General features: G+C 45.4%; 20 protein-coding genes and 1 pseudogene. 19 read left to right on the top strand and 2 right to left on the bottom strand.

Features of this window, described 5'->3' with window-relative positions:
- Positions 1 to 73 precede the first annotated feature (73 nt).
- The gene (cimA, locus tag AAHF22_RS01915) at positions 74 to 1693 is read right to left on the bottom strand and encodes a citramalate synthase (protein ID WP_347323274.1); all 1620 of its coding nucleotides are present in this window, start codon (positions 1691 to 1693) and stop codon (positions 74 to 76) included.
- A 283-nt stretch (positions 1694 to 1976) separates the two neighbouring features.
- On the opposite strand from cimA, the gene AAHF22_RS01910 reads away from it, so the two are divergent.
- The 19 genes and pseudogenes from AAHF22_RS01910 to AAHF22_RS01820 all read left to right on the top strand — a co-directional run bounded on the left by AAHF22_RS01910 (position 1977) and on the right by AAHF22_RS01820 (position 20556).
- Entirely contained in the window at positions 1977 to 2537 is a 561-nt protein-coding gene (locus tag AAHF22_RS01910; protein ID WP_347323273.1) for an Imm50 family immunity protein, read from the top strand.
- Between the two features lie 486 nt (positions 2538 to 3023).
- Positions 3024 to 3716 (top strand): metallophosphoesterase family protein, encoded by a 693-nt coding sequence (locus AAHF22_RS01905; protein ID WP_347323272.1) that lies wholly within the window; start codon positions 3024 to 3026, stop codon positions 3714 to 3716.
- A 147-nt stretch (positions 3717 to 3863) separates the two neighbouring features.
- Positions 3864 to 4226 carry a hypothetical protein gene (locus tag AAHF22_RS01900; RefSeq protein WP_347323271.1) on the top strand — a complete coding sequence of 121 codons (363 nt, stop codon included), beginning with the start codon at positions 3864 to 3866 and terminating at the stop codon, positions 4224 to 4226.
- 231 nt (positions 4227 to 4457) lie between these two features.
- On the top strand, positions 4458 to 4823 hold the full coding sequence (locus AAHF22_RS01895; RefSeq protein ID WP_347323270.1) for a MerR family transcriptional regulator: 366 nt from the start codon (positions 4458 to 4460) through the stop codon (positions 4821 to 4823).
- A pseudogene (locus AAHF22_RS01890) lies at positions 4813 to 5523 on the top strand (SDR family oxidoreductase). The gene AAHF22_RS01895 and the pseudogene AAHF22_RS01890 overlap by 11 nt, the downstream one beginning before the upstream one ends.
- A 100-nt stretch (positions 5524 to 5623) precedes the next feature.
- Positions 5624 to 6067, top strand: a complete 444-nt coding sequence (locus tag AAHF22_RS01885) for a hypothetical protein (RefSeq protein ID WP_347323269.1) — start codon at positions 5624 to 5626, stop codon at positions 6065 to 6067.
- 320 nt (positions 6068 to 6387) lie between these two features.
- Positions 6388 to 7683: a DNA polymerase IV gene (locus AAHF22_RS01880; protein WP_347323268.1), complete on the top strand. Its 1296-nt coding sequence runs from the start codon at positions 6388 to 6390 to the stop codon at positions 7681 to 7683.
- Positions 7684 to 7988: 305 nt separating this feature from the next.
- Complete coding sequence (locus tag AAHF22_RS01875; RefSeq protein WP_347323267.1) at positions 7989 to 8225, top strand: ferredoxin; 237 nt, start codon at positions 7989 to 7991, stop codon at positions 8223 to 8225.
- Between the two features lie 385 nt (positions 8226 to 8610).
- Entirely contained in the window at positions 8611 to 10026 is a 1416-nt protein-coding gene (locus tag AAHF22_RS01870; RefSeq protein ID WP_347323266.1) for a L,D-transpeptidase, read from the top strand.
- Between the two features lie 214 nt (positions 10027 to 10240).
- Entirely contained in the window at positions 10241 to 11335 is a 1095-nt protein-coding gene (locus tag AAHF22_RS01865; protein ID WP_347323265.1) for a quinone-dependent dihydroorotate dehydrogenase, read from the top strand.
- A 58-nt stretch (positions 11336 to 11393) separates the two neighbouring features.
- On the top strand, positions 11394 to 12212 hold the full coding sequence (yjbM, locus tag AAHF22_RS01860) for a GTP diphosphokinase (RefSeq protein ID WP_347323264.1): 819 nt from the start codon (positions 11394 to 11396) through the stop codon (positions 12210 to 12212).
- Entirely contained in the window at positions 12202 to 12690 is a 489-nt protein-coding gene (locus tag AAHF22_RS01855; RefSeq protein WP_347323263.1) for a DUF309 domain-containing protein, read from the top strand. The genes yjbM and AAHF22_RS01855 overlap by 11 nt, the downstream gene beginning before the upstream one ends.
- A gap of 268 nt (positions 12691 to 12958) precedes the next feature.
- Positions 12959 to 14680, top strand: coding sequence for an RsmB/NOP family class I SAM-dependent RNA methyltransferase (locus AAHF22_RS01850; RefSeq protein WP_347323262.1), 1722 nt, complete (start codon positions 12959 to 12961; stop codon positions 14678 to 14680).
- Positions 14681 to 14683: 3 nt separating this feature from the next.
- On the top strand, positions 14684 to 15445 hold the full coding sequence (locus AAHF22_RS01845) for a pseudouridine synthase (protein ID WP_347323261.1): 762 nt from the start codon (positions 14684 to 14686) through the stop codon (positions 15443 to 15445).
- A gap of 178 nt (positions 15446 to 15623) precedes the next feature.
- A complete protein-coding gene (locus tag AAHF22_RS01840) occupies positions 15624 to 16445 on the top strand; it encodes a Cof-type HAD-IIB family hydrolase (RefSeq protein WP_347323260.1) in 822 nt (273 codons plus the stop codon).
- 445 nt (positions 16446 to 16890) lie between these two features.
- Positions 16891 to 18069 carry a glycosyltransferase family 4 protein gene (locus AAHF22_RS01835; protein ID WP_347323259.1) on the top strand — a complete coding sequence of 393 codons (1179 nt, stop codon included), beginning with the start codon at positions 16891 to 16893 and terminating at the stop codon, positions 18067 to 18069.
- A 237-nt stretch (positions 18070 to 18306) separates the two neighbouring features.
- Positions 18307 to 18876, top strand: coding sequence for a xanthine phosphoribosyltransferase (locus AAHF22_RS01830; protein ID WP_347323543.1), 570 nt, complete (start codon positions 18307 to 18309; stop codon positions 18874 to 18876).
- An 850-nt stretch (positions 18877 to 19726) separates the two neighbouring features.
- The gene (locus AAHF22_RS01825) at positions 19727 to 20056 is read left to right on the top strand and encodes a hypothetical protein (protein ID WP_188776511.1); all 330 of its coding nucleotides are present in this window, start codon (positions 19727 to 19729) and stop codon (positions 20054 to 20056) included.
- 251 nt (positions 20057 to 20307) lie between these two features.
- Positions 20308 to 20556 carry a hypothetical protein gene (locus AAHF22_RS01820; protein ID WP_347323258.1) on the top strand — a complete coding sequence of 83 codons (249 nt, stop codon included), beginning with the start codon at positions 20308 to 20310 and terminating at the stop codon, positions 20554 to 20556.
- Between the two features lie 492 nt (positions 20557 to 21048).
- Here the strand turns inward: AAHF22_RS01820 and AAHF22_RS01815 are convergent, their stop codons facing one another.
- Complete coding sequence (locus AAHF22_RS01815; protein ID WP_347323257.1) at positions 21049 to 21543, bottom strand: YhjD family protein; 495 nt, start codon at positions 21541 to 21543, stop codon at positions 21049 to 21051.
- Positions 21544 to 21580 lie beyond the last annotated feature (37 nt).

Genomic DNA, 21580 nt, shown 5'->3' with positions numbered 1-21580 from the left:
AAAATCCCAGCGTAGTTTTACGCTGGGATTTTATTTTAGTGTAATACGAATATATTATAATTCTAAATTGTAATTAATGATTCACGATACCCTGCGTGCCAGAAGCAGTCGCGCCATGATGTGCAGGCAATTGCTGACCGAGTAGCGCGTAGCGAATACTGTCTACGAGTGCTTCCCAGCTCGCTTCGATAACGTTAGCAGATACACCGACTGTGCTCCATCTGTCTTGCAAGCTTTGTGATTCGATCAATACACGTACTTTAGATGCCGTTGCCTCGGTTTCGTCGAGTACACGAACTTTATAGTCAGACAGATGCATTTCGCGCAGGCTTGGATAATGTTCAACCAGCGCTTTGCGTAAGGCATTATCAAGTGCGTTAACGGGACCATTTCCTTCGGCAGCGGTGTAGATGCTCTGACCGCCGATACGTAGCTTAACGAACGCTTCGGATACAACGGCTGCGCCTGCATTTTTCTCGACGAGCATTTTGAACGATTCAAAGACGAATAGCTCGCTTCGTTCTCCATTGGCTTCACGTAGCAACAATTCGAGCGATGCATCTGCGCCTTCGAATTGGTAGCCTTGATGCTCCAAATCTTTGATTTTGCCGATGATTTGTTTTGTTTCTTCGTTTTCCGGGTTTAGCTCCAGATTCATTTCTTTTGCTTTGGATAAAATATTACTTTGACCGGCAAGTTCGGAAACAAGAATGCGCTGTTTGTTGCCGACGCGCTCAGGTTCAATATGCTCGTAAGTACGAGAATCACGTAAAATGGCCGAGACGTGAATCCCCCCTTTATGGGCGAAAGCCGCATTACCAACATACGGTTGATTGATCGGCATATGCACATTGGCAATTTCGCTTACATAGCGAGCCGTGTTGGTCAGCTGTGCCAGCTGTTCCTCTGCAATACAGGTGTAGTCGAGTTTGAGTTGTAAATTGGGAATGATCGAGCACAGATTAGCATTACCACAGCGCTCACCATAGCCGTTCATCGTTCCCTGCACCTGACGTGCTCCAGCTTGAACCGCGCTCAGTGTATTGGCAACAGCCAGTTCACAATCATTATGGGTATGGATACCAATCGAGGCACCATCCAGCTCGATCATTAGTTTGGATACGATCTCATATACTTCATGCGGTAATGTGCCGCCATTCGTATCACAAAGCGTCAGCCAATCGGCTCCGGCATCCTTCGCTGCACGCAGAACCGAAACGGCATATTCTGGATTATTTTTATAGCCGTCAAAAAAGTGCTCTGCATCAAAAATCAATTCCATTTGCTGCTGCTTCAAATAAGCGATGGAGTCAGCAATCATCGCCAGATTTTCCTCCAGCGTCGTCTGCAATGCGGTATGCACATGGAAATCCCACGATTTGCCCACCAGCGTGGCTGCCTGTGCACCTGATTCGATAATCCGTTTCAGATTGGCATCTTCCTGTGCGGTGCTACCTTTGCGGCGTGTACTGCCGAAAGCGGTAATTTTAGCATTTAAATTCAGCTGTTGCACGCGCTTGAAAAATTCGATATCTTTACCGTTGCTACCTGGAATACCGCCTTCGATATAATGCACACCAAGCTCATCGAGCTTGCGCGCAATTTTCAATTTGTCGTCTGCCGATAGACTGATACCTTCCCCCTGTGTACCGTCTCTCAGCGTCGTATCGAAAATCGAGATGGATTTGGACATGATGTGGAATCCCCCTTTGATTGGACCAAGATTCATAAGCACTCATTTGTCGTTATAGATGACACATGAAACCTGAGTATAATTGGTTATTATAGCACTATCGGCTATGTGAGGTATACGGTAATTTTGCTGGAATATCGGGTGAAAATCATCGTTTTGTTTGTGCATCATGCACAAAAAGGTCGTTTAGCTGGAACATGGGGATGGATGGTAGCATAGGCTGCATCCCACGCTTCTGGTACAATGGAAAAAGATAAATGTAAACTCTTGGAGGAATGTCATCATGCAGATAGGAATTAAACGAGTCGAGCAGCAGGGCAAAAACTATACAATCGATTATACACTGGAGCAGCCGTTGCCGTTTGATCTGCACGATATTGTGATGGTACAGGCGGGCGATTATGTGGTGGGTAGTGTGCGTGCGCTGGATGAAGAGCAGATTACGCTGCATATTAATGAAGAACAATTGGAGTGGGGGGAGCAGACGGTTATTCAGCTTGCCTTCTCGCCAACGGTTTCGATCGAAGGTAGCGCTGCAATTATTGAAAAATTAGGTTATTTTCCCGACTTTGAGCAAGCGATCATTACGAATTATGATATCGGCAAAGAGCGAGTAGAACTAACGATACAATTGCCTGCACCGAATGAACAGCAGGAAGTGAAACTGACCTTTTTGGAAGCATTTGATGTGGAGTTTTCTCCACCTGATGCACGTCTCAATGTGATTGCCGAAATGGATTTTCGCTATGAAGTGACCGATCTGGTGGTCGACATTGAAGCGGCGCAGGGATTGTCGGGAAGCTTCTTCTGTGGCAAGATTCAGGCTGAGCTTATAAAAGGTTGAGTGAGAATCAGATGCAGTGAAGCGGATCATTTGGTGAGTACGATGCAGCGGATGGGCTTCGTTAAGATTAGACCCTGACATTGTCGTCTAAAAGAATGTAAAGAATATAAATTATACAGCGGGCAGGTGCACCTACATTTGTGTAGCATCTGTCTTCTCTTTATTTTGGTAACTTTTAATTATAATCATCCGGCTTCTTTAATGCTTCTTGGTTATTCTTATCTGTATTTGGATTATGCTAAGCTGTATTTGGGCTTTATGCTACAAGACAAGCTTCGTTTACCTTGATAGTTTGTTTTAGGTGTAGGCAGATATCAAATGCGGATACAGTCGATAGCTTTCTTTCTCAGATTTGTTTTATGTATTTAATACTTAAGCACAGATATGAATGCGAATGTTAGAAGTACATTATCCCCTCTTGATCCTATTGTTGCGTTTGCACTGCTCCAACAGCATCAGTATATTTTATTATAAGGAGGAATAGTAATGATCTATGTGACTGGAGATACGCATGGTATGCCCTGGCTCAGTCGTCGACTGAATACGCGCTCTTTTCCCCAGCAAAAACAATTAACGAAGCAGGACACCGTCATCATTGTAGGCGATTTCGGATTGATCTGGGATTGGCAGAAAGAAGATCAGTTCTGGTTAAAATGGCTAGATGAAGTGAAGCCTTTTACAACCGTATTTATCGATGGCAATCATGAGAATTTTGATTTGCTGGAGCAATTTCCGATAGAGCAGTGGAATGGCGGGCACGTGCATCGAATCAATGATAGTGTGCTACATCTGATGAGAGGGCAAGTGTATACAATAGAAGGAAAACGCTTGTTTACATTTGGTGGTGCGGCTTCGCATGATCGGGAATATCGCAAAGAGGGCAAAAGTTGGTGGGCGCGTGAGCTGCCTTCCGCAGAAGAATATGAGTATGGATTACAGCAATTGGAAAAGTATAATTGGGATGTGGATGTCGTTATTACTCATACATGTTCGCGAGAAAGTTTAGCTTGGATTACGCAGCATTATAATACGAATGTTGAGCCAGATGTAATGCATGATTATTTTCAAACCATTCAGGATCAATTGAATTATCGTCAATGGTGGTTTGGACATTTCCATCAGGATGTAGAGCTGCCTAATCGTCAGCGGTTGATTTATTATGATCTGGTGCAGATTTAAATCGAATAGAGCGAGTGATCTAATCTACCCTATTAAAGTGTAAGAAGCGGACTGAAATCTCAATGTGTCAAAATATCTATCTGTTTATAAGATGGAGATTTAGCAGAAAGATGCTACATAAATAGTGTGATGGCTGGAGGGTTTTATATGGGAATGGAATATGGTGTACGTATAAAGAATGGAGCTATAGCGCCTGACCGGAAGCAAGAGCAAGTTATTATGGATAAGCTGTATTCTCGGCTTGCGATAGTTTTGAATCATGATCCAGATTACCGGATCAAGTACGATCAGGGCAAGCTTGCCATTTTGCAGGATGATGAGAAATGGCCGGATGTGATGAATACCTACATTGATGAAGCTTCAGGAGGAGAACTGGCAGGAATCATAGGCGGCGAGCGCTATTTGTATATTATATCCTATACAGGTTCAGCTCTGGCTGTACGATGGTTCGCGGCGATAGATGAAGTTATGAGTGAGCTGGTCCCAGGATCGGTTCGTGAAGAATTGTAGGCTACACTGGGATATATCATTTGAGATTAGCGTATTATAGAGCTGTAAATAGAACAGATGCATATTTGCTATAGAGAGAAGGGGGGCCAGCTAATCATGCTGGCTTTCTGTTATATATTACAACAATAAGATGGAAATATAAATTTCGAAATATACTTTTTTTACTGTTGACCCGGAGTTAACTCCGGGGTGTAGTATCAAATATATCGAGAACATAAAGGAGGGCTGCAATTGAATGGAAGGTATGCTCTAAAGCAGACAGCTATGCTAAGTGGATTGAGCAAGGATACGATACTTTTTTATGAAAAGATAGGATTAATTCCTACGACTGCTCGAAATGAACTGGGCTATAGAGTATATAGTCAGGAAGATATCGACACGCTTAATCTTATTGCCTGTCTAAAAAGAACGGGGATGTCGTTGGAGGACATTAAAAGCTACCTACAGCTCGAAATATCTGAAGAACGATATCAAAGACTTCATGAGCATAAAGAAAAGCTTGCGCAGCAAATGATGGAATTACAGAACGTGATCGACATCAAGCTGAACAAAATCAAACTTAAAAACGAACAGGAGCATAAACCAAATGGAGTCTAAAAAAATCGCGCTTGTTACAGGAGCTAACAAAGGTATTGGGAAAGCGATAGTGAAACAACTCGCCAATCGAGGTATTATTGTATTTTTAGGTAGTCGAAATGCTGAACGAGGAATGATGGCTGTAGCTGATCTACAGGATGAAGGTGAGGTTTACTTTATGCAGATTGATGTGACTGATCAACATGCTATTGAAAAGGCTTATCAAGTGATTGAGAGTCAGTATGGACATTTAGATATTTTGATTAATAATGCAGGCATAGCTGCTTCAAGAAAAAAACCTGGAGAAGCAGATGTGATAGAATTTAGAACCATTTATGAAACGAATGTATTTGGTGTCGTTTCCGTAATAAATCAGATGTTACCGTTACTAAAAAAGTCATCATCTGCACGCATAGTTAATATCTAAAGCTTGCGAGGGTCGCTTGGAGATGAGGGGGCATTTGTAGGTCAGCCTTCGGTTTCCTATTCCTCTTCCAAAACTGCACTTAATGCTATAACAGTTCATTATGCGAGAGAATTAGCAAATGAAGGCATAAAAGTGAATGCGGCGGCACCAGGGCATGTAGCGACGGATTTTAACGATTTTAATGGAACCCGTACGCCTGAAGAGGGTGCTGTGATTGCTGTTCAACTGGCGACATTGGATGCAGATGGCCCTACGGGTAGTTTCTTTGACGATACCCGATCTATTCCGTGGTAAAATGGGATAGTATTTATCCTATACACTATTTAAGTGCTTCATGGGTATGAACAAAAGAATATACACTAAAGAACATGGATTGTGAAAGAGGGGATTGCCATTGCAACAGCAAAAAAGTGAAATCGAAGCGGTTAATACGCCACTCGGTCATCTATATGGACGTGATGCGATCTATGTGGACAAGCTGGACTATGAGCTGAATCATCGTCAGGTGACGTTAACAGGTGAGTTTAATGGGGGGCTAGCAAGTGAAAGTGAATCAGATGATTTTGTAAAGTACACGCTTTGCTTTGAAGGAGTATATTATTTCAAGGCGACAGAGCTGGATTTGCACGGGGATCATCTGCCGACAGGGAAAACAGATATCAAGTCGGATTGGCTAGAATATCGTCAGTCGCCATTGCTAGAGCGAGCGAAGCAGAAGGGAAAGCGAGAGCTAAAGGAACTGCGTCATTTTATTCTGTTCACGTATGATGATGTGTTTGAGATTGCCTGTCAAAGTTATCAATTAGAGCTGCATCCAAACGAGCATCACGCTGAATAGTCATTGTCAGATGACTATTCTTTTTTTATAATAAAACAGAACACATATTCGCTACATATCGGGTTCAATTTTTTCGGATACAGATTTCCATAAACAATGAATTTGGCGACGGTAACATCGATCATCATGCTTCATTTCTATTTGATTTGATATGCTGGAAAACATATATTCGGAAAATGGAAACTATAGATCGTTCATAAATAACAGAAGAACGGTACGATCCTTTAGAAATATCAAAACCATTATAAATGATCAGAACCATTATAAATTGTTAAAACAATGGTCTACGACAAGTCGGAGATGACAGGGGGAAGATGCAGATGAGAGAAGACACCAGCAGTCATTATCCAACCCGTGGACGGGTTATTTTGCATGTTGATATGAACGCTTTTTACTGTTCGGTCCATGCAGCCGAGCAACCGGACAAGTATGCAGGCAAGCCAACTGCGGTCGCTGGTAGCGTAGAGTTGCGTAAAGGCATTGTCGTTACCGCTTCCTATGATGCACGGCGGATGGGCGTGAAGACGGGGATGCTTGTCGGGCAGGCATTGCAAAAATGTCCACGTCTCACGTTGATCGCTCCGGATTTTCATTTGTATCGAAAATATTCGGCAGCTTTTATGAATATCGCTTACAGCTATACGCCACTACTACAGGCGACATCGATCGATGAATGTTATCTCGATATTACAGGCTCCAGTTACTTTGGGACGCCACTTGAGATCGCTACCGATTTGCAAAATCGCATTCGCGATGAGCTGCGTTTGCCCTGTTCAGTAGGGGTAGCGCCGAATAAGTTACTTGCCAAAATGGCTTCAGATATGAAAAAACCGAATGGGATCTCGATCCTGCGCATTCGTGATGTGCCGAAGCTGCTCTGGGAGCAGCCGTGTGCGGAGCTGTTTGGCATCGGACATAAAACAGCAGCCAAGCTGCGCGAGATGGGCATACGTACGCTCGGTCAGCTCGCAGCAGCCGATGAGGCGCGCTTAAAGGCGCGTTTTGGCGTGATGGGAAGCTGGCTCAAGCAGGCGGCGAATGGAATCGATCATTCGCTTGTTGAGCCGGATAACGAGCCGAATAAGTCGATTGGACATACGACGACATTGCCTGCTGATATTCAGGATCGGGAGGACATTCGGCGCGTGATGCTTAATCTGAGCGATCAGGTCTGTCGGCGTATGCGTCGGCAGAAACTGATGGCACATACCGTACAGATTACCATTCGGACGCCGGATATGAAGACGATTACTCGCTCGCGCGCATTGACCGTACCGACGGAGACGGCAGAAGAGGTGTATCATGAGGCATGGGAGCTGTATTTTAAACACTGGCATGGTAAAGGACCTGTTCGACTGCTTGGTGTGACGCTGCAAAATCTGCTGCCGCGCAGTGAAGCTGCCATTCAGCTTGATCTGTTTGACTATGAACGCCAGCCGCAAAAGGTGCAGCTGAATGAAACCATTGACCAGCTACGTGACAAATTCGGGGAGAGTGCCGTGTTGACCGCTGGCATGCTTGGCAATGATCCATCGGTAATGATTCGCAACCACAAACTGAGAGGAACATCATTGCAGAAAGACGGCCGACGCTTCGATTATGATGAAACGGAATGATGTGAAGGATAGGTGAAGCAAGCATGTTCACCTGTTTTCAAGCAAAGGGTTTCGACCGATTCACTTGACGTCATACTGACTTTATTGCTACTTCCACGGCGTTTAACCGCGGATACGAAAGGGTAAAAAGGACATATCCATGTTCTCATTCCATGATCATTGTGTGACAGTGTGAGCGGATACGATGCACGCGTCAAGCGGATTTTATTTGAAATTGTTGAGTCTTTGTATTATATTTTGAATATCTGTACAGACTGGTGTCCTATAAATAGACAACTGGAAAGTAATGATAGGAGGATATACACATGAGCAAATATACTTGGGTTGATAAAGATACATGCATCGCTTGCGGTGCATGCGGCGCTACTGCACCTGACATCTACGATTATGATGATGAAGGCCTGGCAGAAGTAATCTTTAACGGCGACAGTAACCGTGGTGTAACAGCGATTCCAGAAGATATGCATGAAGACATGCTGGACGCTTGCGACGGTTGCCCAACCGATTCCATCATCATTGCTGATGAGCCGCACGCGGAATAATTCCGAGGCGTGTTCATAGGCATAGGCAACGCGATCAGCGAGAAAGAGCACCGTTTTGGCTGTATAGCCAGTACGGTGCTTTTTTTATTACAATTTTTCACTTATATGGAGGATAAGCGTAAGACATATGGTTCCTTACGCATAGATTGGATTTCATATTTCTGAAAATAAAACGTCAGCATGAGCAAATAATTTGATTCGACAGCCCTACATCGGCTCTATCGAGAAATGACTGCTTTTGACCGATAAAAAGAGATATACGCTTTTTTTGCCGTAAATTCGTGTGTCATGGCAAAAAGACCTGGCATTACAGCCCAAGCTGAATACATATAAAATGGCTGTGAAGCCCGGGAAAGGAGATCCGGAGCGGGAGTCCGGACATACTATGAAAAACCTACTTTATTTAAAACGTTATGTGAAAATGCATCCCGATAATCGCATGGGCTGGTATTTGCTTGGCAAGGAATACGAATCCGATGGACAAATGGGCAAAGCCAACTATTGTTACAATCGTGCAGGCGATGTGTATGAGGCTTTTGAACAAAGTCAGATTCCAGCAGAAGTGTTGAAAGATTATGAAGCGAAAGTGATGGAGATGGGGCATGCGCGCGAGCGTAAGCTGCATAAGCGGCGGATGATCTGGTTTGGCATCGTGTTGTTATTTTTGATAATGATGCGTTCGATCGGTTTACCGGCGGCGGACGATCAAATGGCAATGGAGAATGCTCCAGCAGCAACGACGAATGGGGTGAATAGCGGAACCGTAACGAAGCAACAGCCTGAAATTGTCCCTGCTTATCATGCTCCGCTTAGTTTTACAGCCGCATCAGGCGGAAGTGCAGCAGCAGGAAGTGGGCTGGCGCTATTTATATCCCAGCAGCTTAATGGCACAGAGCCAGATCGTGCAGCGATTCTGGGGATGGAGAAATCCGGAAAATGGGAACTGTGGAAGCATAGGTTGCCGGTTGCGTACACGATGCAGGCGAACGATACACCAGCAGAGGTACAGGTACAATCGTATAATGCAGTTGCCTGTCGCTGTAAGCCGGGCGATACAGGGGTAAGCTCTACCGATGTAGCCACATGGATGCAGCAGCAGGAGCAGCTGGCTGTGATGCAGACAGCGCTGGCGAATTTTAAGGCTGCGCGCGGACAATTGCCACAGGGATTGGGGGAGCTAGATCAATCATTCCCAACCAACTGGCTCTCCGGTACAACCGAACCGATGGATCAATCGTTTCAGACGTTACGGTCGTATCCGCTAGATCCGGCTAGTGCGATGCCGGAAAATGGGTTTAGCGGTACGATGCAAAAACTATTTGCCAGCACATTGGGCAATCGACCGTATTTTAGCGAGCCACTTGAAATTGTCGTTGATAAAAAAAAGCATCGATTAGGTCTGGTCAGCGGCACGAAGCTGCTGCGGAATTATCCGGTTGGCTTAGGGGGAACGAAAACGCCGGAAGGTGTATTTCATCTGTCAATTAAAGTGATGAATCCGAATGGCAAGTCAGATGGTGAATTTGGCAGTCGTGGCATGCAGCTCTCCGATACGAATTATGCGATTCACGGTACGAATGATCCGGACAGCATCGGCGCGGATGAATCGCTGGGCTGTGTGCGTATGAGTAAGAACGATGTGGAGGAACTATTCGATATGGCTCCGCTTGGCACCAAAGTGACAATTGCCAGCGATGTGTTGCCGGATGACATCCAGGTGCCTCAGAAGCGTTATGCTTCCAATAAAAAGCCCCAGCAGGATCAAACCGATCCAAGTCGGATGTATCACTGGCTAAACTAAAATCGTACAAGCAGAACGGATGCTTACTTGATCTGTAACGAATAGCTATCCTATGCACGCGAGCGGTCTTCTTAAAACAAGAAGATCGCTTTTCTTTTGGGGCAGAACAGGATAAACTATACTAGAGAATAATCTTGCATGGAGCTTCAAGGAGCCTTGCAAAACGTTATGCATTATGGCTTTAGGCCTATGCCAGGAACGGAGTGAATGGAATTTGTTATACCGTAATATTTTTAAGCCTGTACTCTTTCGGATGGACCCGGAAAAGGCGCATCATCTGGTCATTGGAGGGTTAGGCGCGGGGGTTCGCATTCCCGGCACCCTCGCGGCAATGCAGTCCATGTATGGCATCACAAGCACGCCGGATATGACGACCGAGCTATTCGGCATTACGTTTCCCGGTCCAGTAGGACTTGCTGCCGGTCTGGACAAAAATGCACAGGCTGTCACTGGCTTATCTGCATCTGGATTCGGTTTTATGGAAGTCGGTACCGTTACACCAAAGCCGCAACCGGGTAATGAGCAACCGCGTCTGTTTCGTTTACCATCTGATCAAGCGCTTATTAATCGGATGGGCTTTAATAACGAAGGTGCTTGGGCAATGGCGGATCGTCTGCGTCATCTGGTCGATCATCCGATTCCGATCGCGGTTAATATTGGTAAAAACAAAGCGACGCCCAATGAGCAAGCAGCGGCAGACTACAAAGCATGTATTAGTGAGTTATATACGTATGCGGATTTCTTCGTCGTGAATATTAGCTCACCGAATACGCCGGATTTGCGTAACTTGCAACATGGTAATGAATTGAAGGAATTGCTCGCTGAGGTTATGCAGGAGATGAATGCGCAGGCTCAAAATCACGGTACATCCAAATCGGTACTGGTCAAAATTGCACCTGATGTGAGTGACGCTGAGCTGGAATATATGGTGGAGACGATTCGGCAAAGCGGTGCAGCAGGCATTATCGCGACGAACACGACGCTGTCCCGTGATGGACTCACCCATAATCATGCAGGGGAGACGGGTGGACTGAGCGGACGCCCACTTACGGAACGTTCAACAGAGATTATCTCTTGTGTGTATCGCCAAACGGAAGGAAAGCTGCCGATCATTGGATGCGGGGGCATTTTTTCGAGCGAGGATGCATATGATAAAATCAAGGCAGGCTCCAGTCTGGTGGAAATTTATACATCGTTTATTTACGAAGGCCCACAGGTTACACGGCGTCTTCATAATGGGATTCGCGAGCTAATGCAGCGCGACGGATTCGCACATATTTCGGAGGCGGTTGGAGCAGCGCACCGCTAACAGGTAACATTTCTATAGATGTTAAAAGACACAGGTCATACACTGAGGAGGCATGAAGATGGATGACAGAGACTGGGAATTATTCTTGCTTCCGTACGAACAAGCGGTTGAAGAATTGAAGGTGAAATTCAAAACGATGCGTGCTGAGCTGAAAAAGAGAGAAGAGTACGCGCCGATCGAATTTGTCACCGGACGTGTCAAAAAAATATCTAGCATTCTGGATAAAGCTAAACGTCTGGACGTTCCAATGGATCAGTTTGATACAGGAATTGAGGATATCGCAGGCATCCGGATCATGTGCCAGTTTGTGGAAGATATTCGCTGGGTCGCGCAATATATTCGTGCCCGCAAAGATCTGACTGTTCTTTATGAAAAAGACTATGTGACGAACTTTAAGGAAAGCGGCTATCGCAGCTTCCATATGATTGCCGAATATCCGGTGCAAACCGCATTCGGTCAAAAAATCGTGCTTGCTGAGATTCAAATTCGTACTCTGGCTATGAATTTCTGGGCTACGATTGAGCACTCACTCAATTATAAATATCGTCAGAGCTTGCCTGCGCCGATTCGAGATCGTCTGAAAACGGCAGCGGAGGCAGCGATGATTTTGGATAATGAAATGTCCAGTATTCGTGAGGATATTTTGGATGCACAAAAAAGTTTTGAAGATGAAGCGAATCTGGTACAGCGGGTATTGAAAGATATCCATCGCTTATACTTCCTGCACAAAGTGACCGAGGCATTGGAAAGTCAGCAGAAATTCAATGAACTGTGGGAAAAGCAGGACTTTGAAGGCTTGAAACAACTAGGGGAATCGGTGAGAAAGCTGCGCAAATCCGGCCCACGTTTGATCGAAGAGGAACATAATGAGTCATGAGTTTGATCCGCTGTATATCGCCTATCTGATCTATTTTAACCGGGATCGTGACTATTTTGAATGTCATGAGGTGCTGGAGGAGTTATGGTTGGAAAAGGACAGGGAGCCGGTATACAAAGGATTGCTCCAAGTCGCGGTGGGACTGTTTCATTTTCGTAATGGGACGGTGAACTCGATCTATAATAAACGCCTCGGTGCGATCAAAATGTTGAAAAGCAGTCTGCGCAAACTGACGGCAGCTTCTCATTCTAAGCTGGGCATTGATATGCAGCGCTTGATCGCAGATGTGCGCGACTATATCGCGCGTCTGGAGCGCTATGAGCGCGAGCCGTTTGATTTCTACCCTATCGAGATTGACATTACCGATCCATTGCTGCGTAAAGAGGTACAGGCAGCTTCCAAAAAGCTATCTCCCCATATGCCGCTACGTATCGGCTATGAACGCGGGCCAAAAGCGAAGGAACTGCCAACAGATTAGCGATGGCTGGCAAATTAGCGATCTACGCGATTCCATTGTACAGCAAACCGCTAGCTATAAAACGGAACAGCTACACATACGTACAAAAGCTTGCCTTCATCGGCAAGCTTTTTGATTTGAAGGGACCGATCACGCCCGGATTGTGCTAAAATAGTTGCTGGCGTACTCGCTATTTGCTTGTGATTGATTCGAGATCTAGTGGATAATGATGGTTGATCTAGTATAAATAAAACGAACTGATTTTGAATGTAAAGGAGTAGTATGGAATATGGCGGTACAATTACCACCGCAATTTTTGCAGCGTATGAAGCAGTTGTTAGGAAAGGAGTATGAAGCCTTTCTCCAGAGCTATGAGCAATCACCGCGTGCAGGTTTGCGTGTGAATACATTGAAAATAAGCAATGAACAATTTCGGAGCAAGTCTCCGTTTGAACTGCGTCCAATTCCGTGGTGTGAAACAGGATATTATCTGAACGCGGAGGCGCGTCCGGGTAAGCATCCGTATTATTACAGCGGATTGTATTATATTCAAGAGCCAAGCGCGATGAGTCCGGTCGAAGCATTGCAGGTGGAGCCGGGTGATCGTGTGCTTGATCTGTGCGCAGCGCCAGGTGGTAAATCAACGCAGATCGCAGCCGCTTTGCAGGGACAGGGTGTACTCGTAACGAATGATTTGAGCGCCGATCGGATTCGCGCACTGGGTAAAAATTTGGAGCTAAGCGGTGTACGTAATGCGATCGTATTAAACGAGACACCAGATCGGATTGCAGCTCGTTTTGAAGGCTTTTTTGATAAAATTCTGGTTGATGCCCCCTGTTCAGGTGAAGGGATGTTTCGTAAGGACGAGGATGCGGCGCGGCAATGGCTCCACCATTCGGTAGAGAGCTGTTCGATCATGCAGCGCGATATTTTACGCACGGTTGCACGTATGCTGGCGCCGGGCGGACGAATTGTCTATTCCACCTGTACGTTTGCACCGGAGGAAAATGAGCGTAGCATTGCCGTCTTTCTCGATCAGCATCCCGAATTTCGAGCGACACGTCCAGCTGGTAGTGAACATTTCCAGCCTGGTCAGAGCACATGGGCAGCACGGGTGGAACAGGAACTTGCCGAAGGGCGCTCTGTGCTGAATGCAATGGCAGCCGGTGAGCAACCTCCGTCCGCTGAAGCGATAGCGCAAACAGATCATACGGTGCGTCTGTGGCCGCATCATATTGAAGGTGAAGGTCATTATCTGGCGGTGCTTGATCATACCGGAGTACGCAACCGTGATCGTTCTATCGCTATCGGTTCGACTAGGGCAGCAGATGGTTCAACATATAATAAAGCGAGCGATGTGTCTTCTTCGGGACGTATGCGCCGGGATAAGTCGGCGCACGCAGGCAAGGAGCCGCAACGTACACATGGCGGTTCTACGCATGACAAGCATGATCGTCGCTGGAATGATAAAGCAAGTAAACAGTACGGGAAAAGTGACAAAAAAGGACAGGCTACACGTCATGCTGCTAAGCCAGTCCATGAACGGGAAGACGGCATCCTTGCATGGGAACCCTTCCAACAGCAGGAGCTAAATATGCAGTTAAATGATGAGGATAGTGCTGATCCGCGTTATATGATCGTGTACGGTAGCAATCTGTACGTATCGCCACTGGATGAACAGCGACTGCATGGATTGAAAGTCATTCGACCTGGCTGGTATCTCGGAACATTCAAAAATGGACGTTTTACCGCCAGTCATGCGCTGGCTACAGCGCTCGTCCCAGCGGAGGCGAAGCGACGGCTGAATCTGGAGCTGGATTCGGCGGAATCGGTTGCTTATTTGAAAGGACAGACGTTGTCGGTTGCTGAGGAGCGCATCGAATGTGATCCTGATGTAACAGCAAAAGGATATGTGCTTGTATGTATTGACGGCTATTCCGTAGGCTGGGGCAAATGGCAACAAGATGGCAACCTGAAAAATGAATACCCGGCAGGATGGAGATGGATGTAGATAATGGGAACTACAGCGAAAAAACAGCGAATTGATAAAATATTAGGCAATCTCGGCTACGGTACACGCAGCGAGCTAAAGCGTGCTGTCAAACAGGGACGCATTCAAGTGGATGGACAGACGATTAAAGATAGCGGTCTACAGGTGGACCCGTACCATAGCGAGATCGAATTTGATGGACAGCGTGTAGAATACCGCGAATTTATTTATATTATGCTGAACAAGCCGCAGGGCGTAATCTCGGCAACGGAAGATCGGCGCGATCGGACAGTAATCGATCTGCTGGACGATGAATCTCGCGTTTTTGAGCCATTTCCGGTCGGACGATTGGATAAAGATACGGAAGGATTGCTATTGCTTACCAATGATGGTCAACTTGCACATGAACTGCTATCACCGCGCAAGCATGTACCCAAAATATACATCGCCGATGTGCTGGGTGATGTGAACGAGCAAGATGTAGCGCGTTTTAAGGAAGGCGTAACGCTGGATGATGGATATTTGACCATGCCTGCTGCACTGGAGATTACCGGATCATCGCAAACGCCGGATGGCACGGTTTCGCAAATTCGACTGACAATCTCTGAAGGCAAGTTTCATCAGGTGAAGCGTATGTTCGAAGCAGTAGGGAAAAAGGTGATCTATCTTAAACGTATTTCAATGGGAGCGTTGGAGCTTGATCCGGGCTTGCCGCTTGGTCATTATCGTGAATTAACTGCGATTGAGCTGGAGCTGCTTGGTCGGAGTGAAGAACCTACAGTCTGAGCATGAACGAAATCAGAGTGAAGAACCGATAGCCTGAAAACGAACCATTGCTGGATGGATGGCTAGAGGTGATGGAATATGGCATCAGATAAATGTAAAAGCGTAGTGTATGCGTAAAAGAAAGGTACATCTAACGAATCGAAGATAGAACAGCCTAACAAAGGATGGGGATAAAAAGATGCACTATCAACTGATTGCACTGGATATGGACGGTACATTGTTAACGGATGATCATGAGATTTTGCCACGTACAGCGCAGGCGTTACAGGAGCTGGCTGGACGTGGTGTAGAAATTGTATTTTGTACCGGACGCACGCCGACCAATTCGATTCCGTATATGAAGCAGCTCGGTTTGCATGAGGAAGGACATGTGATCGTTCATAATGGCGCAGCAACCGTTCATACTGGAACAGGCAAGATTGTGCATCAATTTCCACTTGATGTAGCTGGATTAGACAGCTATATGAGCTATTGCCGCAGTCATGATCTGCATTTTGATGTGAATACCGCGTATAGCATTTATGTCGATTCGCTTGAAAATATGCAAGCGGCGGCTCAAGCGATGTATGCTCAATTTCAAAGCTTTGATATGAAGCCGCTGCTGTTGCCGCACTGGAGTGAGCTGAGCGAACCGGTGCTGAAAATGAGCGTATTTGCCGAACCGGACAAACTGGAACAGGCATATGCCGATTGGAATGTATGGACACCGACGTTTAATATTCAGCGAAGTGGCGAGTTTTTCATCGATCTGATGCACCAGCAGGCTTCGAAAGGGGCTGCGCTGCAAGCTTTCGCGGAACAAAAAGGAATTGCTCCTCAGCATATTATGGCAATCGGCAATTATTATAATGATCTGTCAATGATCCGCTATGCAGGGCTAGGTATCGCTGTCGATAATTCACCAATCGATGTGAAGGCAGCGGCAGATGAGGTGACACTTTCCAACAATGAGGATGGCGTCTACCATATGCTGAAAAAGTATTGTGATGTGAGGGTGTAATACAAGCTCACTGTGTAAAATGGTTGTGACGTAGTTATGAACATGAACCGTGATGCTTGAGCTTGTTACTATGGATGATACTGTTGAATTTCTCGACTATGTATTGTACTTAATTTGTAATCAGCTTATATGCAGCCGCATACATCTTCATCTTGCATATAGCCATGTTATGATTGGATACAGCATCATTGCCTGTCATCGCTAAATAGCTGTCCAATAAGTAACAATAAAATAAAGAACACTTGAAATCGAGCTGTAAAAATAGCATTCATGACAGAGAATACAACGACAAATAGCATATTCCCGTAAAACCGCTCAATGTTTGAGCGGTTTTGTTGTGTTGGTTGTTGCTAATCCGTGATACAATCGGGTAGTAGAAAGCGCAGACGTGTGTACCGATGAATGATCCATCGGACAATGAACTGGCAGGAAAGGAGGAATATTCTTGAGATTGCTGCAAGCCCTATTTTTTCCTCCTGAACAACCGGGAGGCGTATCATCGATGATTCCATATTTGCAGGAGCGTTTTAGCTCGGCTCGCTGGGAGATGGAGTTATTTTCTTTGCCCAAACGCATTCGCAACAAAGGCAAAGACGATGTCGTATTTGAAACATTTGACTGGACGATCTATGGTGAAAGCCCGATCGTGCAAAAATACATTCAAACGTATCGTGATTATCGCTGGTGGGCGAAGCTCAGGCTAACCAAGCCATATGATCTCATTCACTCTCACCATCCGCTCGTTGGATTGGTGATGCGAGAAGTGTTTCCAGACACGCCGATCATTCAAACGATCCACTCCAGCTACGAACGTGAGCTGATCTTGAACGGAAAAATTGAGGACGGCAGTATGGAGCAGCAGTTCCTGATCTCACTCTATCGTGAGCTGGAGCTGCGAACCGACCGACTGATGACCGTCTCGCAATCGTTCAAAAGCTATCTGACTCCGTATGTGGACTATGCTGAACGCATCGTTGTGTTGCCGAACGGCTTTGATGAAAAGCGTTTTAAACCGATCCCGCATGAAAATGAAGTGCCGCAACTGATGACGGTCTGTCGTCTAGTACCGGCTAAAGGATTGGATACGCTGCTGAAAGCATGTGCTATTTTAAAGCAACGTGGACATGCGTATGTGCTGCATATTATTGGAGATGGCCCAAGTCGTACCGAGCTGGAAAATATGGCGCGTGAGCTTGGTATTTACGAAGATACGATCTTTTACGGATATACCCTTCATCCTGAAGAATTCATGCCGTTTTTCGATATTTTTGTACTGCCATCACGAGCAGAGGCATTTGGTTCGGTATTTGCTGAGGCTGCCTTATGCTGGCTCGCACTGGTCGGAACAGATGTGGGTGGTATTGCTGAACAGATCGAGGACGGTGTCAACGGTCTGCTGGTGCCACCGGATCATGAGCAAGAGCTTGCCGTAGCGCTGGAAAAAGTCATTACCGACCCTTCCTATCGTTATGAGCTGGCACGTACAGGCTGGGAAAAAGCCAAGAATCATTACTCACTCGGCCATGTTGTGAACGAGTTGAAAAAGCTGTATTTGGAATGTGTACCTGAGGAACCGATTACGAGCATGACCGATATGACGGTGAGCCAATCGGATAGTGAGTAGTCGTTGCATAGGTTATGCAGGCAGGAAATGAATGCCAGATGACGAATACATGAGTATAAGGTTCAAAGCGCAAGGCAGGTATTAATAAGAGACACAAGTCTATGATATGAGAAGTGTTGAACAAACAATGAAGAAACATCGTAGAAACATCGTAGAAGCATCAAAGGAGCACCACGACAAGGAGCCGACTGTTTGCATGCATTCGGCACGATCGATATGAGTGACGGAGGACAGATGATGGAACAATTAAAACAACGTATTTTGGAAGAAGCAACCGTATTATCAAGCGATGTGCTCAAGCTGGACGCATTGCTCAATCAACAGGTCGATCCACAACTGATGATGAAAATGGGACAGGAGTTCGCTAACCTGTATCGCGAGGAAGGCATTACACGTGTCGTCACCGTTGAATCGTCCGGTATCCCGGTCGCTTTTGCAACCGCATTGGAACTGGGCGTACCACTCGTATTCGCACGCCGCAAAAAAACACTGCTTGCTGACCCAGATGCACTCGTAGAACGTGTTCCTTCGTTCACTAAAGGCATCGTCACCGACATTATGCTATCCAAACAATTCGTAACTGAAAATGACCGCATTCTGTTCATTGACGATATTATCGCTAACGGAGACGCAGCTCGTGGATTAGTAAAAATCATCCAACGCTCTGGCGCGACCCTCGTCGGCGTAGGCATCGTCATCGAAAAATGCTTCCAGAACGGCGCCAACACCATCCGCGAACAGGGCATTCGCCTCGATTCGCTTGTGAAAATCGCTTCGCTAGAGGGTGGCAATATTACATTCGGTTAATCAAGTAAGTGGGTAGGAAATGCTAGTAATGTTATTACGTCATGCTATGTAAGTAGTTTTATTAATAGGTCTGATGAGCTTTAAAGTTTATGTTAACTTTAAAGCTCATTCTAACTTAGCCTTTACGCTTATTAGAATTGATTTTCTGTGTATACTTTAATCCTGTTTTGTATCGTCCAATCTATTTTCTTTTTGTAGCTTTGTGCATATTAGTTGTAATGTATACGATGATGATCGTGTACACGACGAAGAAATTAATATGATGCGATAAGCACAGAACGGAGGCAAGGAAATAAAGGGAAAAGACGATTTACAGTGTTAGCGATTTCCTAACACGAGGTTCGATGAAAAAGTGATTTTTGCGAAGCAAAATATCTTACTGCTCTAGTGTTAGCGATCTTCTAACACGAGGTTCAATGAAAAAGTGATTTTTGCGAAGCAAAATATCTTACTGCTCTAGTGTTAGCGATTTCCTAACACGAGGTTCGATGAAAAAATGATTTTTGCGAAGCAAAATATCTTACTGCTTTGGAGGGGCGAGAATCTTCATTTTCACCTCATCCAAAAGATTCTCGCGGCTCCACCTGAGTCCGTCCGCTTATTCCTTGATGCTTCATCACTCAAGGTTGCACGATAATTTGCTAAAATAATTTGTTGAAATTATTCATGCTTTTTATTATGGTTTATCTTAAGATATAGGCATACGTAACCGATAGTGTAAATATAACCCCATGAAGCAACATCAGACGTGGATAACCTTACATCAATTTTACCGAAATACGATATTCTCTTTCCAAATGGGGTCTCGTTGTCTTATAATAAAGATATGTTAGGGAGGGGAGGCAGACTAATGAGCAAAGAGCCGATTACTGAAGAGTTTTTCCTGAACAAACTGGCTGACGCAAAAGTACACTTCGAACGTGCTTTGGATTGTAAGCACACTGAATTTGATGACCTGTATCCCTATATGATTGAGCATCCTCAGTTCTTTTGGTACAAACGTTATGTAGCATGGTCTGAATTGCTAACCATCGTGAATTTGTCTAAAGAACTGGACTTCGCCTGGGAATCACAATTTTCCGATCATCAGGTAGAGTACGTTAATGAGCGTGTGATGTCCGCTAAAGTGCTAGATTATTGGTTCGAGAAAAACGATTCCAAAGAGCACGCACAGCGTTAATCATATCTGGATTATCATTCTATTAGCTGTAATAAGACCTAAATGACTATTCATTTAGGTCTTTTTTTGTTGTTATCGTTGGAATATGGCTCGGAATATGTACATATATTGTGTACTTTCGGTACAATAGAGATTGCGGTACGACAAGCCGCTCAAGTGATATCCCGGCAATAGGAACGGGAATAATGCCATGTAACGTCGTTATGCGGCGATGTATATTCTATATTTTGAATCAGAAGGAGGAGAGCAATATGATTAGTGAGGAACAACTGGATGCCTATCGTCTATCTGGCGAAAAGGTACGCGTCGTGCGCGACGATATTCGCGACAATGATATTCGTGGAATCGTGATCGCCTGGGATGATGAGCATGTATTGATTCGTCGTCCTAATCGAAATGTGGTCAAGTTGAGTCGTCATTACCTGATTCAGCCGTCAAAAGAAGAACGGCGTAGCCCGCTGGATGAAGAGATTCCAGCGGAAGCAAACACTGAGGAATAATGAATGCTGCACCGTAGGCACATTGAATATTTCGAACAATTTTAACAAAGCTATAACAATACAAAGCTATAATACCGATCAAAAAAGACCTTGCCATCCGCTATGCGGTGCAAGGTCTTTGGTGTAGCTATAGAAGACTGCTCAAGATGGGATGGCCAAGCTACATATGCTCAAACTGTCTCTGCCAGAGCCTGAATATCGTCGTCGTAAGTGTGTAAACCGTAATTATAGGGGGATAATTACGGTCTGTGTGTCGGAAAGGACAAAGCTTATACTTCTATATCGAAGTACGGATTTCCAATTAGCTAAGATATTGCTAGTTATGATATAGGTCGTCTTACTTATCGGGTTGAAGCTATTCATATATGGATAAAGCCGGGTAGTTGTGTATCGTGCTACAGGCAGAGACAGAGGCAAACCTATACTAGCTAGCATGCTAGATGACAGTGAAACCGCGTCGATTCCATCATCATATCTATGCTAGGGTGATACTTATGTTCCTGTACGATAAGGCACATAGCCGCCTGCATAACGTGCTGGCTCACGTACACGCGAAGGAGAAGGAACAGCGGTGTCCTGATCTACTTTACCTGCACGCTCTTTAGAGACCGAAGCAGCTGCGCTAATCGGACCTAAGCCCAGGTACGCACGCATGCGTGCAGAGGCTTCGCGATGAAACTCGTCAGCAGGGATGTGAAAGGTTCCATGATGACCCTTGCAAAGGATCTGCGCTTCCACGTTATGTTCAGATTGATTGACCTCATACAGCCGAAGCTGATGTTTGCGCAAATCGCGCCGTACTTCAGACAGTAGCAAATTGGTGCGATCTGCACCGCCCTGGATTACTTCCATGTACAATGCACCATTATCGAGTGCGTCTTGATGCTCCATAGCACGGGCATCATGGTCGAATTTCTTTTGAATATGCGTCAGCAGCAAATAGCTTTTTACCAGGGAACGTTCTTCTGTGGATAAAAAGACAGCCATTCATGTCACCACCTTATGGGAACTAATGTTTTGGGAA

Source organism: Paenibacillus wenxiniae, assembly GCF_039822605.1.
Lineage (GTDB): Bacteria > Bacillota > Bacilli > Paenibacillales > Paenibacillaceae > Saccharibacillus > Saccharibacillus wenxiniae.
This window is presented reverse-complemented; position numbering and strand designations above follow the sequence as displayed.